At 56.3% G+C, this 25719-nt stretch carries 18 protein-coding genes; 5 read left to right on the top strand and 13 right to left on the bottom strand.

Going from position 1 to position 25719, the window contains the following annotated elements; all coding sequences use genetic code 11:
- Positions 1-16 precede the first annotated feature (16 nt).
- From xseA to AM410_RS13375, 3 genes are all read left to right on the top strand, one after another.
- On the top strand, positions 17-1390 hold the full coding sequence (gene xseA, locus AM410_RS13385) for an exodeoxyribonuclease VII large subunit (RefSeq protein WP_108647951.1): 1374 nt from the start codon (positions 17-19) through the stop codon (positions 1388-1390).
- Positions 1391-1462: 72 nt separating this feature from the next.
- Positions 1463-2482 (top strand): M4 family metallopeptidase, encoded by a 1020-nt coding sequence (locus tag AM410_RS13380; RefSeq protein WP_014171157.1) that lies wholly within the window; start codon positions 1463-1465, stop codon positions 2480-2482.
- Positions 2483-2833 (top strand): protealysin inhibitor emfourin, encoded by a 351-nt coding sequence (locus AM410_RS13375; protein WP_020883037.1) that lies wholly within the window; start codon positions 2483-2485, stop codon positions 2831-2833. It abuts the gene before it with no gap.
- On the opposite strand, the gene AM410_RS13370 is transcribed toward AM410_RS13375, so the two are convergent.
- The 13 genes from AM410_RS13370 to AM410_RS13310 all read right to left on the bottom strand — a co-directional run bounded on the left by AM410_RS13370 (position 2830) and on the right by AM410_RS13310 (position 22467).
- Positions 2830-3051 (bottom strand): zinc ribbon domain-containing protein, encoded by a 222-nt coding sequence (locus AM410_RS13370; protein ID WP_020883036.1) that lies wholly within the window; start codon positions 3049-3051, stop codon positions 2830-2832. The two genes, AM410_RS13375 and AM410_RS13370, sit on opposite strands and share 4 nt — an antisense overlap.
- 52 nt (positions 3052-3103) lie before the next feature.
- On the bottom strand, positions 3104-4138 hold the full coding sequence (locus tag AM410_RS13365) for a Gfo/Idh/MocA family oxidoreductase (RefSeq protein ID WP_108647949.1): 1035 nt from the start codon (positions 4136-4138) through the stop codon (positions 3104-3106).
- A 65-nt stretch (positions 4139-4203) separates the two neighbouring features.
- Positions 4204-5745, bottom strand: a complete 1542-nt coding sequence (locus AM410_RS13360) for a peptide MFS transporter (RefSeq protein WP_025203468.1) — start codon at positions 5743-5745, stop codon at positions 4204-4206.
- Positions 5746-6045: 300 nt separating this feature from the next.
- Positions 6046-7518: a ribosome biogenesis GTPase Der gene (der, locus tag AM410_RS13355; RefSeq protein ID WP_020883033.1), complete on the bottom strand. Its 1473-nt coding sequence runs from the start codon at positions 7516-7518 to the stop codon at positions 6046-6048.
- 112 nt (positions 7519-7630) lie between these two features.
- A complete protein-coding gene (gene bamB / locus AM410_RS13350; protein WP_014171163.1) occupies positions 7631-8809 on the bottom strand; it encodes an outer membrane protein assembly factor BamB in 1179 nt (392 codons plus the stop codon).
- Positions 8810-8819: 10 nt separating this feature from the next.
- The gene (locus AM410_RS13345) at positions 8820-9440 is read right to left on the bottom strand and encodes a YfgM family protein (RefSeq protein WP_020883032.1); all 621 of its coding nucleotides are present in this window, start codon (positions 9438-9440) and stop codon (positions 8820-8822) included.
- A gap of 13 nt (positions 9441-9453) precedes the next feature.
- Positions 9454-10728: a histidine--tRNA ligase gene (gene hisS, locus AM410_RS13340; protein ID WP_020883031.1), complete on the bottom strand. Its 1275-nt coding sequence runs from the start codon at positions 10726-10728 to the stop codon at positions 9454-9456.
- Positions 10729-10809: 81 nt separating this feature from the next.
- A complete protein-coding gene (ispG, locus tag AM410_RS13335; RefSeq protein WP_014171166.1) occupies positions 10810-11928 on the bottom strand; it encodes a flavodoxin-dependent (E)-4-hydroxy-3-methylbut-2-enyl-diphosphate synthase in 1119 nt (372 codons plus the stop codon).
- Positions 11929-11954: 26 nt separating this feature from the next.
- Positions 11955-12971, bottom strand: coding sequence for a cytoskeleton protein RodZ (gene rodZ / locus AM410_RS13330; protein WP_014171167.1), 1017 nt, complete (start codon positions 12969-12971; stop codon positions 11955-11957).
- Between the two features lie 293 nt (positions 12972-13264).
- The gene (locus AM410_RS13325) at positions 13265-14431 is read right to left on the bottom strand and encodes a bifunctional tRNA (adenosine(37)-C2)-methyltransferase TrmG/ribosomal RNA large subunit methyltransferase RlmN (protein WP_014171168.1); all 1167 of its coding nucleotides are present in this window, start codon (positions 14429-14431) and stop codon (positions 13265-13267) included.
- Between the two features lie 169 nt (positions 14432-14600).
- Entirely contained in the window at positions 14601-15032 is a 432-nt protein-coding gene (gene ndk, locus AM410_RS13320) for a nucleoside-diphosphate kinase (protein WP_003860625.1), read from the bottom strand.
- Between the two features lie 156 nt (positions 15033-15188).
- Positions 15189-17513, bottom strand: a complete 2325-nt coding sequence (gene pbpC / locus AM410_RS13315; RefSeq protein WP_108647948.1) for a peptidoglycan glycosyltransferase PbpC — start codon at positions 17511-17513, stop codon at positions 15189-15191.
- Between the two features lies 1 nt (position 17514).
- Positions 17515-22467, bottom strand: coding sequence for an alpha-2-macroglobulin family protein (locus AM410_RS13310; protein ID WP_073396246.1), 4953 nt, complete (start codon positions 22465-22467; stop codon positions 17515-17517).
- Between the two features lie 285 nt (positions 22468-22752).
- Between AM410_RS13310 and AM410_RS13305 the strand changes: the two genes are divergently transcribed.
- Together AM410_RS13305 and AM410_RS13300 are read left to right on the top strand one after the other, a co-directional pair.
- Complete coding sequence (locus AM410_RS13305; RefSeq protein ID WP_063214641.1) at positions 22753-24297, top strand: PTS transporter subunit EIIC; 1545 nt, start codon at positions 22753-22755, stop codon at positions 24295-24297.
- A 12-nt stretch (positions 24298-24309) separates the two neighbouring features.
- A complete protein-coding gene (locus tag AM410_RS13300) occupies positions 24310-25677 on the top strand; it encodes a 6-phospho-alpha-glucosidase (protein ID WP_059305569.1) in 1368 nt (455 codons plus the stop codon).
- The last annotated feature ends 42 nt before the right edge of the window (positions 25678-25719 follow it).

Genomic DNA, 25719 nt, shown 5'->3' with positions numbered 1-25719 from the left:
ATTTGATCCCGCTCACATGTTATCCACTCAATCCCCCTCAATTTTTACTGTCAGCCGCCTTAATCAGACGGTTCGTTTGCTGCTTGAGCAGGAAATGGGGCAGGTCTGGATCAGCGGTGAAATTTCTAACTTCACGCAGCCTTCATCTGGTCATTGGTACTTCACGTTAAAAGACGACACCGCTCAGGTGCGCTGTGCAATGTTCCGCAACAGCAACCGCCGCGTGACGTTTTGCCCTCAGCATGGTCAGCAGGTTCTGGTTCGCGCCAATATCACCCTGTATGAGCCGCGCGGCGATTACCAAATCATCGTCGAAAGTATGCAGCCTGCGGGCGAAGGTATGTTGCAGCAGAAGTACGAGCAGCTAAAAGACAAACTCTCGCAAGAGGGTCTGTTCGATCAGCAGTTCAAAAAACCGCTCCCCTCACCTGCCCACTGCGTTGGGGTGATTACGTCAAAAACCGGGGCGGCACTGCACGATATTCTTCATGTCCTCAAACGCCGCGACCCGTCCCTGCCCGTTATCATCTACCCGACCGCTGTTCAGGGTGATGACGCACCGGGTCAGATTGTCCGCGCCATTGAACTTGCAAACGCACGTCAGGAGTGCGACGTGCTGATTGTCGGGCGTGGCGGCGGTTCGCTGGAAGACCTGTGGAGCTTTAACGACGAACGCGTGGCACGGGCCATTTTCGCAAGCCAGATCCCGGTCGTCAGCGCCGTCGGCCACGAAACGGACGTGACAATAGCTGATTTTGTGGCGGATTTACGCGCGCCAACGCCCTCCGCAGCCGCGGAAGTGGTGAGCCGCAATCAGCTGGAGCTGCTGCGCCAGCTGCAGAATGGTCAGCAGCGTCTGGAAATGGCGATGGACTATTTCCTGGCCAACCGGACGCGCCGGTTTACCCAGCTTCATCATCGCCTGCAACAGCAGCACCCGCAATTGCGGCTGGCCCGTCAGCAAACCGTGCTCGAGCGTCTGCGTCAGCGAATGAACGTCGCGCTGGATATTCAGCTCAAGCGCGCGGTCTCGCGCCAGCAGCGTATTACTCAGCGCCTGAACCAGCAGAACCCACAGCCGAAGATTTATCGCGCGCAAACGCGTATCCAACAGCTTGAGTATCGACTGGCAGACACTATCCGTGCACGTCTTAGCACCACACGTGAACGCTTTGGCAACGCGGTCACCCACCTCGAGGCGGTCAGCCCGCTCTCGACGCTGGCACGAGGCTATAGCGTAACGACCGCCACCGACGGTAAAGTGCTGAAGCAAACGAAGCAGGTGAAAGCCGGAGATGTTCTCACCACCCGTCTGTCAGACGGCTGGGTGGAGAGCGAAGTGAAAGAGATTAAACCGGTGAAAAAAACGCGCCAGCGAAAAACCGGATAATTCTTCGTCGGTTACAAACTATACTGCTGCTATTCCCTTTTATCTGGCCTTGCCCGAACTAAGGAGAGCAGCATGTCTTATCTTCACAGCGTCATTCCCCCCTATATTCTTCGTCGCATTATCGAAAGTGGCTCTGAGCCGCAGCAGCGCTGCGCCCGTCAGACGTTAACGCATGTGCAAACGCTCATGGCGCATATGCCGGGCAAACCCGCCGCGCCGCACGTCAATAAAGCCGGTCAACTGGAGCGTGATATTTACGATGCCAGACAGACGCAGGAGCTGCCGGGTACTCAGGTGCGTTATGAGGGCCAGCCGTCAAATGGCGATGTGGCCGTTGATGAAGCCTACAATTATTTGGGGGTCACCCATGATTTCTTCTGGAAAATGTATCAGCGCGATTCGCTTGATAATAAAGGCCTGATCCTGACCGGTACCGTGCACTATGGCCGGGAATATCAGAACGCCTTCTGGAATGGTCAGCAGATGGTCTTTGGCGATGGCGACGGCGAAATATTTAACCGCTTTACTATTGCCATTGACGTCGTGGCCCACGAGCTAAGCCACGGTGTCACCGAGACCGAAGCCGGGCTTATCTATTTTGAGCAGTCTGGCGCGCTGAATGAATCATTGTCAGATGTGTTTGGCTCGCTGGTCAAACAGTACCACCTCAAACAGACCGCCGATGAAGCCGACTGGCTGATTGGTGAGGGGCTGCTGGCAGACGGTATTAACGGCAAAGGGCTGCGCTCCATGTCAGCGCCCGGCACTGCCTACGACGATCCTCTGCTCGGTAAAGACCCGCAGCCTGGGCACATGAAAGACTTTATCAAAACGCGCGAAGACAACGGCGGCGTACACCTGAATTCAGGTATTCCCAACCGGGCGTTTTATCTGGCCGCGAAGGCGATTGGGGGTCATGCCTGGGAAAAAGCGGGATATGCCTGGTACGACACAGTTTGCGACCGTCACCTGGCGCAAGATGCCGATTTTGAGGCCTTCGCAAAACTGACGGTTGCCCACGGCGAGAAACGGTCCGGTGGCGACGTGGCGGCTGCGATAAAACAAGCCTGGGAACAGGTGGGAGTGCTGTAAATGCAGGTTCCGGAACTCACAGATGACGCCGTCGTTGAGCTGGCTCGGGAAGGCGGCGTCGCTTTTATCCCTAAGCTAAGCGGCCAACGCACCATTACGCTTTCGTCACTCAATGAGGCCCAGCGTCAGCGCGTGGTAAGCATCCTGGAGCAGGCATTTCCACGCGGCCAGCCGCCGGGTGAACCCACCTCGCCGGGGAGTGGCGATCAGCGTTATTTTCGCATCCAGATAATCTGGACTCAGCACAATCAGGCCCAGTACACCGATATGATTGTGCTGGTGCCTGAGCAGGAAGCCCCTGAGTCGCTGGTCGAGCTGTGGCAGAAAGGCGAAGGCTGCGTGTGTGATTAAACTTCAGCCGGGACAAATTCCACGCGCTTTTTCGAAATCAGGCCGTGGCCGTTCTGGCAGAAATAATCCACCGCACCGCAGGCTTTTAAGACCTGGAGTGGCTGATGACACTCCGGGCAGCGGGCTTCGAGCGCGATATCCTTATCGCAGTGCTCACAGTGGGCGATGCCATTTTGCGCTTCAAGCTCTGCGTGGCAATCCGGGCAGGTAATCGACATGATGACTCCTTTGCTGGGCATTCTGTAATGCGTTGATATTAACACGCAGCACTCAGTGCGGGCCACGCAGCTGTTGCTGTAAGGTCAGCAGCAGTTCTACTTCCGCCATTCGACGGCGTGTCGTCCGGCTCACTTCTTCCGGGTCACATTCGAACAGACTTTTCTGCCCCAGAATGCGCTCTGCCAGGCAGTGCGTATAAATCGTGCCTGGAATATGCCAGCGCTGAACCCGATCGCCGTCCGTCAGCACGAGCACATCTTCCGCTCCGTGACGATCGTGGCTTATGACGCGCCCGTCATGCAGATACAGCCGTAACCCTTTTCGCCCGCCTGACGGTCCCGCATATTTGTTGAGCCAAATCTCCACCGGAATGCCACTAAGCTGCCCGCGAAGATGAGCGCTGCCCTCTGCCGTGGTGAGATCGCCCTGTTTGATCTCACGCCCAAGCCGGTCAGTAGCGGCCACCACCTGCAGCGTCATATCATCCCCGCCCCCCAGATAACGCACCGTTTCACGCAGCATCGCCAGCACATGCGTGCCGATGTCCAGGATAACGCCGTCAGGATGGCGAAGCGTGCGGGTGTCCATTTCACCCGTGGCGAAGTTAAGCGCGACAGGTTCTCCTTTTGCGTTAAACCCGCTCGGTTCCTGCAAAAAACCGTCAATTCTGGCGATATCAGCAAAAGTCCCGATCAGCCCAAGCTGAACCGTTGCGAGGCGCGCCATCCAGTGGTCAAGTGCGAGCACACGGGACGCCGCACCGGGCAACGCCAGCAGTCTGTTCAGTTTTTCGAGCTGCGAGAGCGTGGCGACGATGGGTTTTTCAACCACGATCCGCACCACAGGAGACGCCAGGGCGTGCTCCAGCACCTCAAGATGCTGCAGAGAAGCCGTGGTAATAAACAGGGTATCAAGAGGATGCGAGAGAAGTTCGGTGAGAGAGGCGCAGCGCGTCACGCCTTCAGGGTGTCTGCCAGGCTGAACATCAAACCCCAGGCAGTGCAGTGAATCGCCATACAGATTGTGTAATGCAGGTAAATAAGCGGTTTCCACCACCGCGCCAAGACCAACAAACTCTAACAGCATGTTCTACCTCGTCGAGTAAATTACCGGGGCAAACGCCTGCCCCGGTATTGACGAGCGAGGCGTTATCAGGCGTTAGCGGCCGGTTTAGTCTGCGCATTTTCCAGCATGCGACGTACCGGAACAATGAGGACGATCAGCACCGCGGCACAAATCAGCAGCGCGATGGAGCAACGTGCGAAGAGATCCGGCAGCATATCCAGCTGGTCGGCCTTCACGTGACCGCCAATCAGACCTGCCGCCAGGTTGCCCAGCGCACTTGCGCAGAACCACAGGCCCATCATCTGCCCACGCATTCTTTCCGGTGCCAGCAGCGTCATGGTCGCCAGACCAATCGGGCTCAGGCACAGTTCCCCCAGCGTCAGCATCAAAATGCTGCCCACCAGCCAGAATGGCGACACGCCCGCGCCACCGTTATTCAGTACGTTCTGCGCAGCCAGCATCATCAGACCAAAGCCTGCGGCGGCACACAAAATACCAATAACAAACTTGGTGATACTGCTCGGACGAATATTCATGCTGGCAAGTTTCGGCCAGGCCCAGCTGAATACCGGTGCCAGCAGGATGATGAACAGGGCGTTAATCGACTGGAACCATACCGCCGGGATTTCGAAATCACCGATCATGCGGTTAGTGTAGTCGTTGGCAAAGAGGTTGAATGACGTTGGCTTCTGCTCGAAGGCGGACCAGAAGAACGCAGCGGAGACCAGCAGAATAAAACAGACCAGAAGTCTGGCACGCTCTTTACGATTCAGGCCCGCAAAAAGGAACAGGTAGATAAAGTAGAGGGCAACGGACGCCGCAATCACGTAAACCAGCACGCTGGCTACCGCAACCGGGTTAATCACAATCACACCCTGCGCGATCAGCGTAACGATAACAGCCACCCCAACGGCCAGCGCCAGCAACCATGCGCCTACGCCGTTTCTTTTCACCACCGGGCTGTTCCAGGTCGAGTCCAGCCCCACTTCGCTGTCATAGCGTTTCATTGCCGGAACGGCAAACACACGGAAGATGATCAGGGCAACCAGCATCCCGATGCCACCAATGCCGAAGCCCCAGTGCCAGCCGTGAGATTTAATCAGCCAGCCGGAAATCAGCGGCGCGATAAACGAGCCCATGTTGATGCCCATGTAGAACAGCGAGAAACCGCCGTCACGACGCGCATCGCCTTTTTTGTACAGCGTCCCCACCATGACCGAGATACAGGTCTTAAACAGACCAGAACCGAGCACGATGAACATCAGGCCGATAAAGAACAGGTTATCGCCCATGATGGCCGAAAGCGCAATCGACAGGTGGCCGAGCGCAATCAGGATAGATCCGTACCAGACGGCTTTCTGCTGGCCGAGCCAGTTATCCGCCAGCCAGCCACCCGGCAGTGCGGCCAGGTACATGGTGCCGGCAAAGATGCCCACAATTGCCGACGCGTTTTCACGTGCCAGCCCCATCCCGCCGTCATACACGGTAGCGGCCATAAACAGGATCAGTAATGGGCGAATGCCGTAAAACGAGAAACGTTCCCACATCTCGGTAAAGAACAGCGAACCGAGCGGATAAGGGTGGCCGAAGAACGTTCGGCTTTCTTTTTGATTAACAGAGGATTGCATAATTCTCCCAGGAAGGTATGTGTCGTGCTTGTAAACACCAGCATGTACGCCGGCCAGTTACGTATCTGACCGATTTTTTACATGCGGCGAAAAGTTAGTTAACCATTTGATAACCAGTCGCTAGTTTTGTCTAGTACCGGACCCTGGACTTTAAGATGAAAATTCGATGATTGTCTACTTTCTTAGATTTAAACTTGGTTAAAAGTGAATAGTGATTGACATCACACAGAGAGGACTGGCGGTGTGAGCGGGCGAAAAAAAGCCCGCGATCAACGCGGGCTTCAGAAAGAACGGCAACGCTTATTTGCTTTTCTTAATGTGCTTAATCAAACGCTTACGCTTACGCATCTGGTTTGGCGTCAGGGTATTGCGCTTGTTGGCGAACGGGTTCTCCCCTTCCTTGAACTGGATGCGGATTGGCGTGCCCATTACGTCCAGTGATTTACGGAAGTAGTTCATCAGATAGCGCTTGTAGGAATCCGGCAGGTCTTTAACCTGGTTGCCGTGAATCACCACGATTGGTGGGTTATACCCCCCGGCGTGAGCATATTTCAGCTTCACGCGACGACCACGCACCAGCGGCGGCTGATGGTCTTCTGCTGCCATGTTCATGATACGGGTCAGCATGGCGGTGCTCTGACGACGGGTGGAGCTGTCGTACGCTTCACGCACGGACTCAAACAGATTACCTACACCGCTGCCGTGTAACGCAGAGATAAAGTGCACGCGAGCAAAGTCGATAAAGCCCAGACGGAAGTCGAGCGTCTCTTTCACCTGCTCTCTCACCTCATTACTCAGGCCATCCCATTTGTTGACCACGATAACAAGTGAGCGCCCACTATTCAGAATGAAGCCGAGCAGAGAAAGGTCCTGATCGGAGATACCTTCACGCGCATCGATGACCAGCATGACCACGTTGGCATCTTCAATCGCCTGCAGGGTTTTGATAACGGAGAATTTTTCCACCACATCGGTGATTTTCCCGCGCTTACGTACGCCTGCGGTATCAATGAGCACATACTCACGCTCATCGCGCTGCATCGGGATATAAATACTGTCGCGGGTGGTGCCCGGCATGTCGTAAACGACCACACGCTCTTCGCCGAGGATACGGTTAGTAAGTGTAGACTTACCTACGTTTGGACGGCCCACGATAGCCAGTTTGATCGGCAGATCCTGCGGGTTGAAGTCGTCTTCAGGCTCTTCCTCGCCCGCTTCGCCGTCTTCGAACTGCGCCCAATATTCGGCGTCTTCATCGATCTCTTCCGGCGGGTTAACTTCATCAACCCACGGCAGCAGAACGGTTTCCAGCAGGCTGGTCACGCCACGGCCATGAGATGCCGCGATCGGGTAGATTTCGCCCAGACCTAAGGACCAGAAATCCGCAACCGCCTGGTCTGCATCAATACCGTCAGTTTTGTTCGCCACCAGGAAAGTGGGTTTTTCACGCGAGCGCAGATGTTTCGCAATAGCGGAGTCCGCCGGCATCAGGCCTGCGCGAGCGTCCACCATAAACAGAACCACGTCAGCTTCTTCAATCGCCAGCAGCGACTGTTCCGCCATACGGGTTTCAACACCATCTTCTGTCCCGTCAATACCACCGGTATCAATACAGATGAACTCGCGTCCTTCTACTTCTGCACGACCGTACTTACGGTCACGCGTCAGCCCCGGGAAATCCGCAACCAGCGCATCACGGGTGCGTGTTAAACGGTTAAAAAGAGTGGATTTTCCAACGTTAGGGCGCCCGACAAGCGCGACCACAGGTACCATGTTTGAAGCCTCATAAAATTCAAATAAACGTCGCATTTGCGGCGTTTTTAAAAATGTCAAAACGGCTCCTGAGTGAACAGGAGCCGTTTAGTATACTACAACCGCTGGGTAATTAACGCGTGATCGCGTACAGCGTGCCGTCTTTTGCCTGAATCAGCAGTTTGCCGTCAGCCACGACCGGTTCCGTCAGGAAACCTGAGCTGTCGACTTTTTGCTGAGCAACAAAACGACCGTTGTCCGGGTCAATCCAGTGCATATACCCTTCGCTATCACCCACCACCAGGCTACCGTTATACAGTGCTGGTGCGGTCAGCAGGCGGTGCAGCAGATCGCTTTGCGTCCACAGCGTAACACCACCTTCGGTGCTGAGCGCCAGCAGACGGTCGTTCTGATCGACCATATAGATACGGTTGCCATCAACCACGAAATCATTTACTGAGCCCAGTTCACGTTTCCACATGACCTGGCCGCTGCGCAGATCCAGCGCGGTCAGGTTACCGTTATAGGCCAGTGCGTAAACCACACCGTCAACGATAACCGGGGTCGTGTCGACATCGCTCAGACGATCGATTTCCGTTGAGCCTGTCGCCTGAGAAATACGCTGCTGCCAGATCATCTGGCCTTGCTGCATCAGTACCGCGCTTACACGACCGTTGTCACCGCCAACAATGGCAGCACCAAAGGCGGTAGCCGGCGCAGATTCACCGCGCAGGGACAAGGAAGGCATATCCAGGTTCACGGTCCATTTCACCAGACCATCGGCTTCGTTCAGCGCCTGCAGCTGGCCGTTGCTGGTGTGGATCAGTACCATGCCGTCGCTCACGACCGGACGAGACAGAGACTCACCGGCCACGGAGGTTTGCCATGCAACAGAACCATCGCTGGTGTTGAGAGCATAGACCTGGGCTTTCTCGCTACCCACGTACACATGCCCACCGGCAACGGTCAGACCGCCAGAAAGCAGTGCCGGTTTACGAGAGAACCAGCCGTCTTTTTCCGCCAGGTTAACCGACCACACTTCTTTCCCGTCATCGGCGTTAACCGCCTTCACGGTACCTTTGCGGTCAGCCGCATAGATAACGCTGTCGGCAAAAGCCGGGTGCAGGTTGGAATAAAAATCACCAATACCATCGCCCACGGAGGTGCTCCACGCGGTGGACGGGGTAAACTGGTTTTCAACAGTCGGCAGTGGGGACATTTTCACAACGTCTTCTTCGCCACTGAACAGTGAACAGCCACTCAATAACGTAACAGAAAGCAGTCCTGGCAGAAGTAATTTACGCAATTGCATCGGGTCCCTCTCAGACGGACAAATTATTTATTTTCATCTGCATCATTTCGCTCAGCGCAGGTGAAGCTTTGCTCTCTACGCCAGCTTGCCACGCTTTACGCGCGCCCGCTTTGTCACCTTTGCTCAGCAGTGCTTCACCGCGCAGATCGGCAACAATGGCAGCAAAACCTTCGCCTTTGATGGTATCGAGCGTTTTCAGCGCATCGTCAGCTTTTTTCTGCTGAACCTGAATACGAGCCAGGCGCAGATTGATCACCGCTTTCAGATTTTCATCACTGGCGGCGGTTAGCCCTTGTGACAGCAGGCTAGCGGCTTTATCCAGTTCGTTCTTATCAACGTACTGCTGCGCCACTTCCAGTGCGGCCAGCGCACCGTAGGTGTTTTTGTTGTCAGCGGCAAATTTCTCTGCCGCCGTCAGCGTTTGCGGCTGATCGGCACGGATTGCGCTAACGGTATTTTCATACGACAGCGACGCGTCACGCGCGGAGTCCGCCTGATGACTGTTCCAGTAACGCCAGCCTACCAGCGCACCGACACCTAAAATAACCCCAACAACCAGCGCCTTGCCGTTTTCGACAAAGAAGCGTTTAATCGCGTCGACCTGATCGTGTTCGTTCTCGTAAATTTCCACGCAGTCCTTCTCCTTAGCCCAATAGAGTGCGCAAGTGCGCCGCAACGCCGTCCTGCGTTACCGTTGTCTGCTCACCAGAGCGCAGGTCTTTCACAACCACTTCGCCGTTAGCCACTTCGGACTCGCCCAGCACCAGTGCAATACTTGCGCCCCATTTATCGGCACGAGCAAACTGTTTTTTGAAGTTGCCGCCGCCATGGTTGGTCATCAGCTTCACGTCCGGCAGTGCATCACGCACACGTTCCGCAAGCTGCATTGCCGCAGGCTGCGTTTCCGCGCCTGAGGCTACCAGGTATATATCGACAACGGAATCTGCTTTAAATTCCGGATTAACTGCCTGAACAAGCAAAACAAGTCGTTCAAGACCCATGGCGAAGCCAACGCCAGGGGCTGGACGGCCACCAAGCTGCTCAACCAGACCGTCATAACGACCGCCGGCACACACGGTGCCCTGGGAACCGAGGCTGGATGTCACCCACTCGAACACGGTGCGGTTGTAGTAGTCCAGACCGCGCACCAGACGCTGGTTCACGGTATAAGCAATGCCCGCGGCTTCCAGCAGTTTGCACAGACCCGCAAAGTGCTCACGTGACGCTTCGTCCAGGTAGTCGCCCAATGCAGGAGCATCGTTCAACAGCGCCTGTACGTCAGGGTTTTTGGAATCCAGCACGCGCAGTGGGTTGCTGTACATACGACGTTTGCAGTCTTCGTCCAGCTTCTCTTTGTGCTGCTCCAGGAACGCAACCAGTGCGTCACGGTAGTTCGCACGTGCTTCCAGAGAACCGATGGAGTTCAGTTCCAGTGAGACGTGCTCAGCAATGCCGAGCGCACGCCACCAGCGGGCAGTCAGCATAATCAGTTCGGCGTCAATGTCCGGGCCCTGCAGGCCAAAGACTTCCACACCCAATTGGTTGAACTGGCGATAACGACCTTTCTGTGGACGTTCGTGGCGGAACATCGGGCCGATATACCACAGGCGCTGCTCCTGATTGTACAGGAGACCATGTTCGATGCCGGCGCGTACGCAGCCCGCCGTACCTTCGGGACGCAGTGTCAGGCTGTCGCCGTTGCGGTCCTCAAAGGTGTACATCTCTTTTTCAACCACGTCGGTCACTTCGCCGATCGCGCGTTTGAATAACGGGGTCTGCTCTACAATCGGCAAACGGATTTCGCTGTAACCGTAGCTGCCGAGCACCTGTTTGAGTGTGCCTTCAATGCGCTGCCAGATGGCGGTTTCGCCAGGCAGATAATCGTTCATGCCGCGGATGGCTTGAATGTTTTTTGCCACGTTTATTCTCTTTCTATATACAAAAAAGAACCCAAAGAATGGGTTCAATCATACATGGGAAGCGCCACGCTTCCCATCACGTTATTTTTCAACCTGCTGAATGCTGATGCGCTGCGCTTCATCCATCATTGTTGCTTTGGCACGGATGCGGGCTTCAAGCTGGTCGATCATGTCACTATTATCCAGACGATCTTTACGCACGCCATCTTCATAGAGACCACTTTTCTTGTTACCACCGGTGACGCCGAGCGTTGACACCAGGGCTTCACCCGGACCGTTCACCACGCACCCGATGATGGAGACATCCATCGGGGTGATGATATCTTCCAGACGTTGCTCAAGCGCATTCACCGTGCCAATCACGTCAAATTCCTGACGTGAACAGGTTGGACAGGCAATGAAGTTGATCCCACGTGCGCGGATACGCAGTGATTTGAGGATATCGAAACCGACTTTGATCTCTTCTACCGGATCGGCCGCCAGCGAAACGCGCAGGGTGTCACCGATCCCTTCCGAGAGCAGCAGCCCCAGACCGATCGCCGATTTAACGGAACCGCTACGAAGGCCACCGGCTTCCGTAATCCCGAGGTGCAAAGGCTGATCGATCTGTTTTGCCAGCAGGCGATAAGACTCTACTGCCAGGAATACATCTGAGGCTTTTACGCTGACTTTGAACTGATCGAAGTTCAGACGATCAAGATGATCAACGTGACGCATCGCGGATTCAAGCAGCGCCTGCGGCGTTGGCTCACCGTATTTTTCCTGCAGATCTTTTTCCAGCGAACCGGCGTTAACGCCGATACGGATAGGTATATTTTTATCGCGGGCGCAATCCACCACCATGCGGATACGCTCTTCGTTACCGATGTTGCCCGGGTTAATACGCAGGCAGTCGACGCCATATTCAGCAACTTTCAGCGCAATGCGGTAATCGAAGTGGATATCAGCAACCAGCGGAACGCTGACCTGCTGTTTGATCAGTTTGAACGCCTCTGCGGCATCCATTGTCGGCACGGAGACGCGAACAATGTCCGCGCCTACACGCTCTAACGCTTTGATCTGATTGACCGTCGCTTCCACGTCAGTGGTGCGCGTGTTGGTCATCGACTGGACGGCGATAGGAGCCCCATCGCCGATTGGCACATTACCAACGTAAATCCGTTTCGATTTTCTACGTTGAATCGGAGCCTGGTTATGCATGAAAAATCTCCCGCGTTGCCCGTCTGTTACTGTGCTGCTGATTGTTCGGCATTAACGGTAAGACGCGCAACCTGGTTAGTTCTGATAAAGCGGCTCAGGTCGACAGGTTTTCCTTGATACTGGATCTGTACTGCTGCCGGAGCGCCGATTTTAAGTTTATACGGTGCCTGGCCAGTTAGGTTTAACGTGCCATCTTTACGCTGCAGACCACTGAACAGTTTTTTACCTGTTGCATCGGTCACTTCCAGCCAGCAGTCAGCAGAGAAGTTCATCACCAGCGCATTTGGGTCCGCCGCCGGCGCAGCCGTTCCGGCCGGGTTGGTTGGCAGTGACGCAGCACCGTTGTCCGCAGGCTGAGTGGCCGCTGGCGCGTTGGTCGCGGTATCCACGTTTGCCTGAGAAGGGGCAACCACCGCGTTTGGATCCTGAGCCTGAGGCGCAGGGGTATTAGCCGTTGCGGCGGGTGCCTGCCCGGCATCGGTTGCAGGCGCATCGGTCGCGGCAGTCTGCGGCTCGCTGGAGGTGGCAGCACCTTCGGTATTCAGCGGCACGCTCTGAGCGTTGTCATTGCCGGACTGATTGAGCTCGGCGGAGGATTGATCGGCCATGGTGGTGATCTCTTCCTGCTGCGCCTTGTGGTTTTGCCACCACCATGCGCCCGTCAGGCCGATCACCACAAACAGCACCAGCCAGGTAAAGCTCATCAGCCAGCCATCACGTTTTTTACGACGTTTTCCCAGGGAGAAGGTCTGCATCGGCGCAACTTTTGCTGCGCGGACCGGTGCCTGCTTCTCCATCATTGGCAGTAATTCTTCTTCAGGGATATGCACCAGTTTTGCATAAGAGCGGATGTAACCACGCAGAAATGTTGAAGCCAGATCGGCCGGAGCCTTATCTTCTTCAATATCGCGAACCGTGGAAACCTTCAGACATAAGCGTTCTGCAACGGCTTGCTGGCTGAGTCCGAGTTGTTCACGGGCGTTGCGAAGACGAACGCCAGTGGAGAGTGCTTCATGTTGGTCGTGAGTGGCTTCAGTATTCATTCGCTACAACTACTGGTACGTGAAAAAAAAGGGTTCAGGTGCCGGTAAGTCACAATGCCACCCGCACCGCGAAAGTTCTGATCAGTTAACCTTGAACAGACAGTATAAGTCTGTCAGCCCGGAGATGACAGCACAGCCCTGCCCGTCAGGATAAACTGTTGTTACGTCGTTACATACTGCCCGAAAGTCGGATGAAACGCACCGTAATTATTGATCAGTCATCACGAATCTGACTGATTATTCAGTAAGATTATGCTTCACGGCGCAAATAATGCGCCGTGAGTGCATAAGAATCAAACAGCTTTGACCGCAATCGTCTCGCCCTGCATACGTTTACGCAGGGTACGTTTGGTACGGTCAATCACATCACCTGCCAGCTGTCCGCATGCAGCATCGATATCATCACCACGGGTTTTACGCACGATAGTGGTGAAACCATACTCCATCAGCACCTTGGAGAAACGGTCGATACGGCTGTTCGAGCTACGGCCATAAGGCGCGCCCGGGAACGGGTTCCATGGGATCAGGTTGATTTTGCACGGCGTATCTTTCAGCAGTTCAGCCAGCTGATGCGCATGCTCGGTACCGTCGTTTACATGATCGAGCATGACATACTCGATCGTCACGCGGCCCTGGTTCGCGTTGGATTTCTCCAGGTAGCGACGCACGGCGGCGAGGAAAGTTTCGATATTGTACTTTTTGTTGATGGGTACAATTTCGTCACGGATTTCGTCGTTCGGTGCATGCAGGGAGATCGCCAGCGCAACGTCAATCATGTCGCCCAGCTTGTCCAGTGCAGGCACTACGCCTGATGTCGACAGCGTTACGCGACGCTTGGACAGACCAAAGCCGAAGTCATCCAGCATGATTTCCATCGCCGGAACGACGTTGGTCAGGTTCAGCAGTGGCTCGCCCATGCCCATCATCACTACGTTGGTGATTGGACGGGTCCCGGTTACTTTCGCCGCACCGACGATTTTCGCCGCACGCCACACCTGGCCGATAATTTCAGACACGCGCAGGTTACGGTTGAATCCTTGCTGAGCGGTTGAGCAGAACTTGCACTCCAGCGCACAGCCCACCTGAGAGGAGACGCACAGCGTGGCGCGGTCTTCTTCCGGGATGTAGACGGTTTCAACGCGCTGATCGCCAACGGCAATCGCCCATTTGATGGTGCCATCGGCAGAGCGCTGCTCCTCCACCACTTCTGGTGCACGGATTTCAGCCACTTCTTTGAGCTTATTGCGCAGCACTTTGTTGATGTCAGTCATGTCATCAAAGTTGTCGCTGCAATAGTGGTACATCCATTTCATGACCTGATCGGCACGAAACGGCTTCTCGCCCATCTCTTTAAAGAACTCGCGCATCTGCTGACGGTTCAGATCCAGCAGGTTAATTTTTCCATTTTTATTTGGAACCGCAGGAATGGCGACTTCGGAGGTATTCACTAATTCAGACATAATTTTTTCCGGCCTCGTTGTTACACGTTATGGCCCATGGAGGGTTGAAAAGAAACGCCCCGGAAAGCAGTCTGCTCGTCCGGGGCGTTGCATTGTACAAAGTCTGGCGCAGGGATGCCACGTCTGCACGCGGCATTTACGAAAATAATGTGTAAACGAAACCGTTAAATTAACGGGTACGTGGACACACTTCGCCTTCAGCGAAGAAGAACGCGATTTCACGAGCGGCAGATTCAACAGAATCGGAACCGTGGGTGCCGTTCTCGGTGAAGCTGTCTGCATAGTCAGCGCGCAAGGTACCAGCCAGTGCGTTATCCGGGTTGGTCGCACCCAGCAGGTCACGGTGACGCTGTACTGCGTTTTCGCCTTCCAGTACGGATACAACGATCGGGCCAGAAGTCATGAACTCAACCAGACCGTCAAAGAATGGACGACCTTCGTGCTCAGCGTAGAAACCGCGAGCCTGCTCAACGGTCAGGTGCAGCATTTTGGTGCCAACGATTTTGAACCCTGCTGATTCAAAGCGAGCAAAGATGCTGCCAATAACGTTTTTTGCCACCGCGTTTGGTTTGATGATGGAAAAAGTACGTTCAATAGCCATGATAACCTCTGTAAATGTTCTGTTGTTTTTCATACCTGAGTATGGTGTGGCGCGGATTATAATGAGCAATAGCGCCATTGCCTATGGATTCAGGTAACATTTTTTTAAAATGAGACGAAGATTAGCAACAGCTCACAGCAGAAGAGACGTTTAACGCTACTGCAGCATGAAATTCACCGTCGCCACCTGCCCCGCTTCATCCATCACCAGCACCTGATAATCGCCTGATTTATCAAGCTGCAAGGTGTAAACCCGGCTCTTCACCGCCAGCGGTTCGCCATTCAAAAACCACCAGCGTTCACCGCTATTGCCGGTGGCCTGTAGCGGTAACGAGACGCGGGATTCCCCCGGCAGACGCTTGATAACCGCGCCTTCACGCACGCCAGTCAACATCAGCGGTGCAGGTGAGTCCTGCGACAAGGGCGGACAGGTAGCCGATGGTGAAGGGATCCGTGCTGAGCGCCGCTCGGCTGCAGGCAGCCAGGGTTCCAGCGGCAGCGGCCAGACATCCAGAACTTTCTCGGTCGCATCCGGGCAGTCTGCCGCCACGCGTTTGCCCTCTTTATCCAGCCAGACCGGGAAACGGATCCCGCGAATACCTTCCTGTTCAGGTAGAAGCAATGTCGGCGGCTCGCTGCCGTCCAGCAGCCAGGTCGCCAGGCGACGACGGCAATTTTCGCTCCCTTCCGGCAGCGACTGGCCGCCCGGCCAACAGATGACGCCGCGCCCCACACCGTCAGGACGCGGGTCGCGTGGCAGACGCGCCTGATCGAGCGTTGAACCAGACTGCAGTACATTATTCACCTGGTTAAGCAGAGGTACCGCGCTCGCAAACCCAAACTGACCCGCCACAGGCGTGCCGTCCGGTCGTCCGGTCCAGATCCCAATAACGTAACGGGCATTCAGCCCTACCGCCCATGCGTCACGGTAGCCATAGCTGGTTCCCGTTTTCCATGCCAGAGGTACCACCTGAGGCAGCACATTGTCCGGCAGCGGCTGCGCCTCATTGGCCAGAATACGGCGAATGATCCACGCCGCCCCTTGGGATAACAACGGCCGCTCTGACAGGGGATCGCCTGGCTGTAAGCGCAGCCGGCCCGCTTTACCGTGTCGGGCGAACGCGCTATAGGCCGCGGTGATATCGGCCAGCCGCGCCCCTGCCCCCCCCAGGATCAGCGATAAATTCGGCTGTGCGCCAGCAGGTAAAATCAGCGGCAAACCTGCATTACTCAACATCGCAGCAAAACGTTTTGGTCCGTATGCCTCGAGCACCTGCACGGCGGGCAGATTAAGAGAGCGTACCAGCGCTTCACTCATACTCACCGGCCCATGAAACCCACTGTCGAAATTACCCGGGCGATAATCCCCCGTTTTTCTTGGAACATCCTGGAGCAGCGATGCCGGGTGGATCAAACCGTCGTCCAGCGCCATACCGTAGATAAAGGGTTTGAGCACCGATCCCGGCGATCGGATCGCATTCACCATATCCACATGGCTAAACCGGGTGTCATCGTTAATGTCGACCGATCCCACCCAGCCACGCACTTTCATATCCGTGTGATCGACGACGATCATTGCCAGCGAACTGCGTGCTGGCAGGCGGGATTTCCAGTTCATCGCCAGTTCTTCAAGCTGCCTCTGCAGGGACGCATCTAAGGTAGTCACAATTTTAGTATCGCGACTTTTACTGAGCATCATGCGCGAAAAGAGCGGTGCCAGCTGCGGCATTTGCCGGGGCGCCAGCCATACCGCTTCTTCACGGGACTCCTTAACCTGGCTTGCCGACCAGACGCCCTGCGTCACCATCCGGTCGAGCACTTTGTTGCGTGCCGCTTCTGCACGTTCCGGCCAGCGGTCAGGACGTAACCGGCTTGGTGCCTGCGGCAATACGGCGAGCAGCGCCGCTTCGGAATAGCTGAGCTGCGAAGGTGGTTTGCCGAGGTAGGTCCAGCTTGCCGCACCAATCCCCTGCAGCGTACCGCCAAACGGGGCGCGGTTAAGATAAAGCGTGAGGATGTCGCGCTTAGAGAGGTGCCACTCAAGCTGCATGGCTCGCCAGAGCTGACGAATTTTGCCACCAAAAGTGCGCGGATGCGGATCCAGCAGGCGCGCCACCTGCATGGTGAGCGTGCTACCGCCTGAGACAACCCTCCCGGAGGTAAGATCCTGCCAGGCGGCGCGCAGCACAGAGAACGGATTCACGCCTGGATGGTCCCAGAACCAGCGATCTTCATACTGAATCAAGGCTTCAAGATAGCGGGGAGAAACCTCTTCGAGAGTGACCGGATAGCGCCAGATCCCTTCGCTGTCGGCAAAACGCCAGAGCGGCGTGCCCTTTTCGTCCACCACCACCCGTGCGGGGTTGACCTCTTTCAGAGGCAACGGCCACAGGCGATCAGCGGCCAGGATCAGCCCCCATAAAACGAGAAGCGCTCCCGCCAGCCACAGCCAGCGGGAGCGTATCAGACGTACAAGCCGCATATTACGGTACAACAATCAGCGGGCCACTGGCCGCACCTGTTGCCCGCCACTGCGGAACATACATGGACTCCACCATCGGGACCGGCACCTCATAGGTTCCCGGTGTCACGGCGCGCGCCAGATAAACCAGCGTGACCGGCTGCCCTTCGTTAACCGGCACCGCCGCCACAAAGCGATCGTCGCGGAATTCCATATGCTGAATATCCGCCTGCTGCATCTGACTGAGCAGGTTCTGCACTTCGCTGCCGCTGTCCTGCAGGCTGGCGCTGCTGCTCGCCAGGTTCTGGTTTTCCAGTTCCAGCCCCGCCGGGAGGAGATCGACAACCAGCGCATCCGGCACGTTCTGGCTGGCCTTCACTTCAAGCCATACCAGCACCAGCTCGCCGCTCTTCAGTGACGTGAGCGACTTTGTACTGCCGTCGGTTGCCAGAATATGGCGCTCAATCTGCAGCACGTTAGACGATGGCTGAGGTGCAGATGCCGGATAACCGGTGCTATCAAGGCGTACCCACAGCGGTGTGCTACCGGTATTGGTCACCTGCAGCGCGCCAAGCTGGTCGCCGTTCACGTTCTGTACCAGGGCTTTATCACCGCCTGATGCAGTATCCGCCAGAGACGTTTGCGCCTGCCATGCGCCGGATAAAGTTTGCAGCGAGCGTCCGGCCAGGAACAGGGCGTTACTCTCCTGGGTCGAGAGCCAGCGCTGGCTGAAAGCTTGTTCCGACAAGGCGTTCAGCAGCGTATTTTGCGCATCCGGCAGAAGCTTGTACTCCTCAAGCAGAGAGAGCATCAGCGCATTATCACGAAGCGCACTGCCATAATCGGCCATCCAGTTTTTGCTGTCGTTACGCGGCGTTTTGATGGCCAGACCCAGCGCCTGCTGGCTGCGCGGTGCGTCGCCCATCAATTTAAGCGCCATCCCCAGCTGCATCAGCGGCAGCCCGGAAGCGGCCTGTCCGTGACGTTCCCAGATTTCACGCAACGCACCAAGCGGGGCTTTTTGCTGACGAGCCAGCACCAGCGCGGCATAGGCCTGCACCGCAAATTTACTGGCCTGGGTATCATCGCTGTAGCGGATGGACATCATGCCCGGGTCCTGCAGGTAACGCAGCAAGCGGCTGTTGGCGTTGTTAACCGCCTCAGCAGGCACGCTGTAGCCCTGCTCGCCTGCACGAACCAGGAAGTCAGTGACATAGGCGGTGAGCCAGTACTCCTCCGGACCGTTTTTATCCCAAAGCGCGAAACCTCCGTCATCACGCTGCATCTGCAGCAGACGGGAGATTCCGATATCAATGGCCGCACGGCGCTTGTCATCCGTATCCCCTTTGATGCCAAGCGCGGTCAACTGCGCCGCGTTGGTGTAGAGCGACGGGAACAGACCACTGGTGGTTTGCTCCAGACAGCCATACGGGTATGCCTGCAGCTCACGAATATAGCGCGCCAGATTCAGAGGCGGTTTCCCGCTCAGCAGCAATTGTCCCTGTAGCGTGGCAGGAGAGAAGCCATTAAGGTGCTGCGCCGGTGCACTCCACGACTCACCGGGATTCAGCATGGCACCGGTATTAACGGTCTGCGCCGGGAATGCCGGACGAACGCCGATTTTCCAGCTCTTCTGTTGTGCAGCGAACGTCTCGCCCGGCAGCTGCAGGCCGGTCACCTGAGCGGTCACTTCACCGTCACCGTAACCATCCAGTGCACGTACCGGGATAAACAGGGTGCTGCGCGCGCCCGGCGGTAACTTCACGGGCTGCGGCTGTGCGCCCTCAAGCGACAGCTTGCCGGTAGCGGTAAAGGCAACGTTCAGCGTTTGCGGCTGGTCCGTCAGGTTGGTCACATCCAGCGTCAGGCGTGAGGTATCGCCGCTTGCCAGGAAGCGCGGCGTGTTCAGTTCGGTAATGATTGGGGCGGCGACAATCACTTTACCTTCGCTGCTGCCGAAATCATCTTCCGTCCAGGCCTGCGCCATCAGACGCAGCTCGCCGTTGAAGTCTCCAATGGGCAGCGTCACGGTCCCTTCACCGTTAGCATCGAGCTCGACCGGCTGCGCCTGCTGGGCAATGATAGTCACGTGGTTCACCGGTGGTTTACCGCCGCGCTTAAGCTCATCGCCGTCACCACCAAAGCGCAGTGCAGCCATGCGGCCCTGCCCTTCAATGACCTGACCGTAAATATCGTAGATATCCGCGCCGTAGCGCTTCTGACCGAAGAACGCTTCCCACGGATCCGGGGTAACGTAATCGGTGATGTTCAACACGCCGCTGTCCACTGCCGAGATCAGCACATTCACTTTCTGCGGAACGGCGCCTTCTTTGACGCTGGCCTTCACCTTCACGGACAGCGTCTGGTTTGGCCGCATTTTCTGCGGATTTTCCAGCGCGACATTCAGGCGGCGATTCTCATCGCCCATCGGCAGATGCAGTAACCCGACGGCACGTTTCGGCGTCGCTGATTTGGATTTATCGCCAGGGCGTACCACCAGCGTGCTGAGATAGAGATCGTGACGTTTCCAGGCCTTATCCACCGGGATTGAGAGATCGAGCCCGTTGGCCGGTACGTCGATCTCTTTCCACCACAGCGGCCCTTCGCTGGACTCGATCATCGCATAGCCTTTACCCGCCGCCGGAGCAGCGATATGCAGCTGGATGGTATCTCCCGGCTGATAGGAAGGCTTGTCCAGTTTCATGGTCACACGGTCAGGGCGAGCGGCACCGGTGCCGTCGCTATTATCCTGCCAGCTGTAGCCGGCCCAGAAGCGCACGCTGCTGACCATGTCGTCCGGCGCTTTGACCTCCAGACGGTACGAACCCCACTCCACCGGGAAGGTCACTTTACCGGTTTCATCGGCCTTGAGGGTCAGCTCCTGCTCGCCCTCAACCAGGTCTTTCTGATCAAACTGTGACTGCCAGCCATCGCTCTCTGACCAGTTCCAGTAGTAGTCACGGCGCTCACGGATCAGGCGAACCTGTAACCCGGAAACCGCCTTTTTTGCCCCGCTGGCATCGGCATAGACGATATCAAAGCTGGCATTGCCGTTTTCATCCACGATCGGCTGGTTGACGGTAGTGTCAGTGCGGTAGTCGTAAACGGCCTTACTGGCAAACTGAGGACGGATACCCGGCAGATCGGCCGCCGGCCAGATGGCCTGCTCAGCACGGCGCGTCACCGGGCGACCGCCCGATTCCAGAAGGCTGGCCTGCAGGATCAGCTGCAGCGGTGAATGCGCCTCTTTCCACTGGCTTTCGGTCGAGACCTGTCCGCGCCCCTGTTCATCAAGGGTTAGCTGAACTTCATCCAGGCTGCGGCTCAGGTTCTCTTCGGCGATATCACCGAACTGGAAGCCCGGTAGTGCAGCGACGGCTTCGCGCAGCGGTCGCAGGAAAAGCTGGCCTTGCAGGGAATTTCCGTTGGCAGGTGCGCCATACAGGTAATAACCCGCAATGTTAAAGTCGACGTTATCCTCGGTGGAAACCGGCGCTTTTTGTCCCGTCAGATTAAGCGCCATACGCTCCGGCATAAAATCTTCAACGTGGAAATCCCACAGGCGCTGTTGGTTATCGCCGGTATTGGCGCGGATATGCCACATACCGGTCTGCGCCCCGCCGTCCAGGGAATAATTGAAGCGATAGAGGCCGTTCTCAGGCTGGACGACAACCGTGCGTGCCACCTGTCCGTCCGGGCGCAGTACGTCGAGTTTAACCGGCTGGGCAGGAAGCGGTTTACCGTCGCTGTCGCGCAGCAAACCATTGAGGATCACCGTTTCGCCAGGGCGATAGAGATCGCGCGGGCCAAACATAAAGAATTGCTTGCTGTAGCCTGGGCTACCTGCGATATCAAACTCCGCCAGATCGAGGGCCGGAAGCTTGAGGTCAAGCAGCGTGGTCTGTCCGTCTTTGCTGGCCAGAATCAGCGCGGCTTCTTTGTCAGTCTCAAGTTTTGCGTGGCCGTCAGCATCGCTGTTCGCTTCGGCAAGCGTCTGCCCTTTATCATTCAACAGGGTGACGGTAACGCCGGATTGCGCCGCGCCATCTTCCAGGCTCTGGGTGAAAATATCCAGACGGTTATGATAACGGTGAGCGGACAACCCAATATCACTTAAGGTAAAGAGCGTCGCGGCATTGCTGTAGTTATAGTGCCCGGCCTGATTCATGACCGCGATGTACACGCCTGACTGCTGGAGCGGCTTAATATCCCGCAGCGGCAACAGCAGTTTTTCACGGGTGTTGCGTGCCGGATTGAGGTCAAACCGGCCGGTATACACCAGGTCCGCCATTTTGAGCAGATTATCGGACTCCCAGTTGGTCAGGGAGTTACGGTACTCCCACTGGCTGACAAAGGAGGCCAGGGATTCAGGCTTCACGCGGTAGAAATTCACGTCAACATTGTTGACGTTGAGCGCCATTACCGGCAGACCTTCCACCACCTTGCCCGGCAGCAGCGAGCCACGGCTGGCAAAACCGACCGTCGGTTCAACATCCCGGGTAGTCAGGGCTTTTTCGTAATCGATACCAAATGTCGCTTTGTTCAGCGCCTGCAGATCACGTTCAACGGTGACAACCAGATTGCGGTTGGGTTCCAGATGGCGCAGGCGTAGCTCTTTCAGGTTAGGTGCGAGTTCCCACGCCCCGTCAACCTTGCCGCTTTTTTTATCCACCACATGCACTGTTTTGGCGAAATCCTGATCGGGATTAAGCGGAACAGAGAAGGTCAGCACCAGCGTGGCCGCGCCATCAAGCTGCACCTCTGAAGTATCCAGCAGGGTGAGCGCTTTGCCCTGACTCTGTGCCGCCAGCGTTGCCAGCTTTTCAGCGTCCGGCTTTTCCGGTGCTTTCGGTGTCGTTGCTGTGGATGCTGCGGGAGCCGCAGCCTGAGAGTTATCGTCGCTGTTATCACAGCCGACAAGCGAAAATGTGGTAAGCAGCGCGAGAGAAATCGCGGCTAAGCGAAACGGTGTCATCCTTTGTCCCTGGCCCATGGAGCCTGTTGGTCGTCTTCCGGATAAGTATTATCCGCAAGTTTCATTAATACAAAAAGTCTAATTTTAGAATCTGGAAAGCACCTCGCAGAGCGACGACGCCTTTACTCAGGCACTGCTATGCCGATCACAGTCGCAAACGTCACATGTTACCTTTTACGTCATTTGTTTTTAAAACAAGAAGATAGCTGGATTACCTCGCCTTTAGCCTGCTAGCTTTAAGCTCAAGACGCACCCCGAGTGCGCGGTTCACTAAGAGAGACAGTCATGAAACGAGCCGTGAACGCCCTACAAAATTTCGGAAAATCGTTGTACGGACCGGTACTTATCTTACCGATCGTCGGTCTGTTTATCGCATTCGGTAACGTCCTGGGGAACGGTAACCTCGCAGAGTATGTGCCGTTTCTCGGCCATCCGCTGATTCAGCATGTTGGTCAGCTTATCGCGAAATCGGCCGTGTCAGTACTGGTTAACCTGGCACTGGTGTTTGCCGTCGGGATACCGATTGGCCTGGCCACGCGTGATAAAGGCTATGCGGCCCTGATCGGCCTGGTGACCTTTGTTGTTTTCATTAACGCGATGAACGTTACGCTGCAGCTCCAGGGCGAACTGGCCCCCGCTGACCAGATGAAAGCCGCCGGGCAAAGTATGGTGCTGGGCGTGCAGGTGCTGGAGATGGGCGTTTTCGCCGGGATCCTGACCGGGGCGCTGTCCGGATACCTGTACAACAAATACTCCGGCGTACAGTTTAACGGCGCGATGGCCATCTATTCCGGCCACTGTTTCGTCGCCATCGTCATGCTTCCTGTCTCAATGCTGCTCGGCGTCGTGATGAGCGAACTGTGGCCATTTGCCCAGCATGGCATCAGCGCACTGGCGCTGGCGATCAAAGGTTCCGGGCCTGTTGGGGTGGCCATTTACGGCTTCCTGGAACGTATTCTGGTGCCGACCGGCCTGCATCATCTGGTCTATACCCCCTTCCTGTATACCGAACTTGGGGGGACGCAAGAGGTATGCGGCACGGTTTATCAGGGCGCACGCAATATCTATTTCGCCGAAATGGCTTGTCCGGAAGTGAAGCAGTTGAGCAGCACGGTAGTGTGGGACGCGCGCGGCATCAGCAAAATGTTTGGCCTGCCCGCGGCGGCGCTGGCGATGTACATGACCGCCAGGCCGGAGCGCAAAGCGGCAGCCAAAGCCATCCTGATCCCGGCAGCATTAACCTCTTTGCTGGTGGGCGTTACCGAGCCGATTGAGTTTTCGTTCCTGTTCGTCGCTCCACTGCTGTTTGTGGTACATGCGGTGCTGACCGGCATCGGCATGATGCTTTTCTCCCTGTTCGGTGTTCATGCCATCGGCGCTAACGGAATTATCGATTTTATTCTTTATAACCTGCCGCTCGGCACGGAGAAGTCCAACTGGCCGATGTACATCGTGGTCGGGCTCATCATGTTCGCGCTCTATTTTGTGGTGTTCCGCTTCCTGATCCTGCGCTTCAACATGAAGACGCCGGGACGCGAGGATGACGATCAGGAGACGCGCCTGTACAGCAAACAGGAGTATCAGGCGAAGGGGAACAATGACGGGCTGGGTGAATCCATCGTGGTGGGACTGGGAGGCCGGGAAAACATTGAGGTAGTGGATAACTGCTACACCCGCTTACGCGTCACGGTGAAGGATGTCTCCATCATCGACGAGCCGCGCCTGAAAGCGACCGGCGCGAAAGGGATTATCAAACAAGGTAACAACGTTCAGGTGGTCTACGGGCTGCATGTCAAAAAAATGCGAGAAGCCGTTGAGACGTTTCTCTGAGAGGAGCTAAAGATGTTTACACCCCCTTTTATTCTGTCAATTGCCGGTGGCGGCAGCACCTATACGCCAGGTATCGTGAAAAGCCTGATGGTACGCCTGCAGGACTTCCCGCTGGCCGAGATTCGCCTCTACGATATCGACGAAGCACGCCAGAACACCATTGCACCGGTGGTGGAGAAGGTCATTCGCGACCATAGCCAGAGCATTACCTTCACCGTGACCACAGACCCGGAAGTCGCGTTCAGCGGGGCGCACTTTGTCTTCGCCCAGATGCGTGTCGGCCAGTACAGAATGCGTGAGCAGGATGAGAAGATCCCGCTGCGCCACGGCGTGGTGGGCCAGGAAACCTGCGGTCCTGGCGGGCTGGCATACGGCCTGCGCACGATCCTGCCGATGGTCGAGCTGATCGATCTGGTGGATCGCTACGCGCATGAAAAAGCCTGGATCGTGAACTATTCCAACCCGGCCGCGATCGTTGCGGAAGGGGTGCGCCGCCTGCGACCGGACGCCCGCGTGCTTAATATCTGCGATATGCCAGTGGCCGCGATGCGTAACATGGGGGCCATTTTGGGTGTGGACCGCCACAAGCTGGAGGTGGACTACTTTGGTCTGAACCACTTCGGCTGGTTTACCCGCGTGCGGGTGGACGGCGAGGACAAGCTGCCGGAACTGCGTCGGCATATCGCGAGGTTCGGCCTGCTGACGGAAGATGCGGCCAAAACGGATCCGCAGCACTCGGATCCGTCGTGGGTGAAAACCTGGCGCAACATCAAGCCCATCATGGATAACTTCCCGGAATATCTGCCAAACCCCTATCTGCAGTACTACCTGATGCCAAACCAGATTGTGGAGCATCAGAACCCGGACTATACCCGCGCGAACGAAGTGATGAACGGGCGTGAGAAAAAGCTGTTTGCCGCCGCAGAAGAGTATAAGCGTACCGGGATTTTACCGGATGCCTTCCACGTGGGCGTCCACGGCGAGTTTATTGTCGATGTCGCCTGCTCGCTGGCATTTAACCTGCGTCAGCGCCATCTGGTAATGGTGGAAAACCGCGGGGCGATAACCAATCTGCCGTACGACGCGGTGGTGGAAGTCCCGGCCTACATCACCTCTGAAGGGCCAGAGCCGATCCGCGTGGGTCGGGTCCCGCTGTTCCATCAGACGCTGCTACAGCAGCAGCTCGCCTCTGAACAGCTGCTGGTGGAAGCGACCATTGAAGGCAGCTACGAAAAAGCGCTACAGGCGTTCACCCTGAACCGCACCGTGCCCACCATGGAGCACGCAAAAGCGATTCTTGATGACATGATTGACGCCAACCGTGACTACTGGCCTGTGCTGCAAAAAGCCTGGCAGAACGGTGAAGCGGTGAAAAAATAGGGTCGTGCTCGCGAGTTGAACGTGGTTTGCTTGTCGGTGTCA

Source organism: Enterobacter cloacae complex sp. FDA-CDC-AR_0164 (assembly GCF_003071645.1).
Lineage (GTDB): Bacteria > Pseudomonadota > Gammaproteobacteria > Enterobacterales > Enterobacteriaceae > Enterobacter > Enterobacter ludwigii.
This window is presented reverse-complemented; position numbering and strand designations above follow the sequence as displayed.